The organism is Streptomyces sp. 13-12-16, assembly GCF_002114215.1.
Taxonomy (GTDB): domain Bacteria; phylum Actinomycetota; class Actinomycetes; order Streptomycetales; family Streptomycetaceae; genus Streptomyces.
This window is the reverse complement of record NZ_NCTE01000400.1, coordinates 1-2,233: the sequence shown is the minus strand read 5'-3', so window position 1 is coordinate 2,233 and position 2,233 is coordinate 1. Positions and strand designations below refer to the sequence as shown.

Here is a 2,233-nt window from a genome sequence, read left to right as displayed (position 1 = left end):
GGACACCGCGATAGGGGAGGCCCTGCGCGTCGCCGCCGCCCTGGAGACCGGCCAGCGCGCGGTCCGCCTCGCCGCCCAGGCGGTCACCTACCTGGAGTCCTCCCCCTGCCAGTACGAACACGCCGCGGCCCGCGTCGAGTACGGCATCCTCGCCCGTTCCGTCCCCGACCTCGAACGCGGTCTCGCCCTGGCCCGCTCCTGCGGCGCGGACGGCCTGGTGGAGCGTGCCGGGCAGGAGCTCAGGACGGGCGTGGGACCGCGCTAGAGGGGTGCCGTCCGGACCGGGCCGGCTCCAGCGGGCGGTGCCTCGCCGCCGGACCGAGCGGGGTCCGGCGGCGAGGGCGCCCCCCACGCCCCTCGGACAGTGGGAGGACGGTGCCGGACCCCGCGACCCCGGCAAGATCCGAGCGGCACTCCCGGGGGGGGCGTCCCCGGTCACTCTTCCTCCGCCAGCACCCGCCGGGCCGTCGCGAACGCCGAGTTCGCCGCCGGGACCCCGCAGTACACGGCCGTCTGGAGCAGCACCGCACCGATCTCCTCGGGGGTGAGCCCGTTGCGGCGCGCCGCGCGGACGTGCATGGCGAGCTCGTCGTAGTGGCCGTGCGCGACCAGTGCCGTGAGCGTGATCATGCTGCGTTCGCGGCGGGTGAGGGTCGGATCGGTCCAGATCTCGCCCCAGGCGTAGCGCGAGATGAAGTCCTGGAAGCGTGCCGTGAACGGTGTCTGCCCGGCCTGCGCCCGGTCCACATGCGCGTCGCCCAGCACCTCCCGGCGCACCTCCATACCGCGCCGGGCGGCCCCGTCGAAGTGGGTCCGCAACGCGGTCAGCACCGCCTCCGGGCGCTGTGCCGGCGCCAGGTGCGAGGCACCGGGGATCTCCACGAGCGCGGCGTCCGGCACCGCGTCCGCGATCTCCCGCAGATGTTCGGGCGGCGTCGCCGGGTCCTCCCGGCCGGCCACCAGCAGCGTCGGCACGGACACCTCCGCCAGCCGGTCCCGCAGGTCGAACGCGGCCAGCGCGTCACAGCAGGCGGCGTACGCCTCCGGGTCGGCCTCCCGGTGGTCCCGGACCAGCCCCGGCACGGTGAACCCGGACGTGAACCACCTGGCGTCCGCGCCCTGAGCGAGTTCGGCGAGCCCTCCGCCGCGCACCCGCGCCGCCCGCTCCTGCCACGGCTCGGCGCCGTTGAAGTGCGCCGAGGAACAGATCACGGCCAGCGACGACAGCCGGTCGGGATGGTGCACGGCCAGGTGCAGCCCCACCGCACCGCCCAGCGAGACGCCCGCGTACGCGAACCGCTCGATGCCGAGCGCGTCGGCGAGCGCGAGCACCAGACCGGCGAGATCGCCGACAGTCGCCCCGGGACCGATCAGCCCCGCCGCCGAACCGCCGTGCCCCGGCAGGTCCCAGCGGACCACCCGGTGCGCGGCCGACAGTTCGGGCGCCACCTCGTCCCACAGGGCGTACGACGTGCCGAGCGAGGGGCCGAGCAGCAGCGGGGGAGCGGAAGCGGGGCCTTCGGTACGGTGATTGAGCAGCTCACTTGTCAACGTCGCTCCAGGGCACGGTCGGTGAGGGCTCCGGCGGAGCCGGTGTAGTGGGCGGGGTCGGTCGCCTCGGTGAGGTCGACCCCCTGCAGCCCGGGTTCCGGGGCGAGCAGTTCGCCGAGGTCGCGGCCCTCCTCGTACGCCCGCCGGGCCAGTTCCGTCAGCAGTTCCTTCGCACGGGCGCGGCCGAGGACCGGCGCCAGTTCGGCGGAGAGCCGCTCGGAGACGATCAACCCGTGGGTGAGGCCGAGGTGTTCGCGCATCGTGTCCGGGTGCACCCGCAGGCCTTCGGCCAGTTCGGCCGCGTCGCGGGCGGCACCGCCCACCAGGCGGAGCAGGTCCCTGAGCGGTTCCCACTCGGCGTGCCAGGCCCCGGCCGGCCGTTCGTCCTCGGCGACCAGGGAGCCGTACAGCGTGGCCGCGAGCTGCGGCGCCCGCCGGGCCGCCGCCGCGATCAGCGTCGAGCGGACCGGGTTCGCCTTGTGCGGCATGGCGGACGAGCCGCCGCCGCTGCCCTCGCCGACCTCCGCGACCTCCGTACGGGAGAGGGTGAGGACGTCCGCCGCGAGCTTGCCCAGGGCGCCGGCGGTGAAGGCGAGGCAGCCGGCGAGGTCGGCGACCGGCGTGCGGAGCGTGTGCCAGGGCAACGGCGGTTCCGCGAGGCCCAGTTCACGGGCGTACGCAC

The 2,233-nt window shown here is 75.6% G+C and carries 2 protein-coding genes and 1 pseudogene; 1 reads left to right on the top strand and 2 read right to left on the bottom strand.

The genetic code is table 11. The features are described 5' to 3' along the window. A pseudogene (locus B7767_RS16360) lies at positions 1 to 265 on the top strand (hypothetical protein); the annotation flags it as partial. Positions 266 to 435: 170 nt separating this feature from the next. On the opposite strand, the gene pcaD reads toward B7767_RS16360, so the two are convergent. Next, on the bottom strand, positions 436 to 1,551 hold the full coding sequence (gene pcaD, locus B7767_RS16355) for a 3-oxoadipate enol-lactonase (RefSeq protein WP_085572833.1): 1,116 nt from the start codon (positions 1,549 to 1,551) through the stop codon (positions 436 to 438). Further along, positions 1,548 to 2,233 (bottom strand): lyase family protein (locus B7767_RS16350; protein WP_256923465.1); only part of this gene is annotated, 686 nt, incomplete at its 5' end. The genes pcaD and B7767_RS16350, both read right to left, overlap by 4 nt.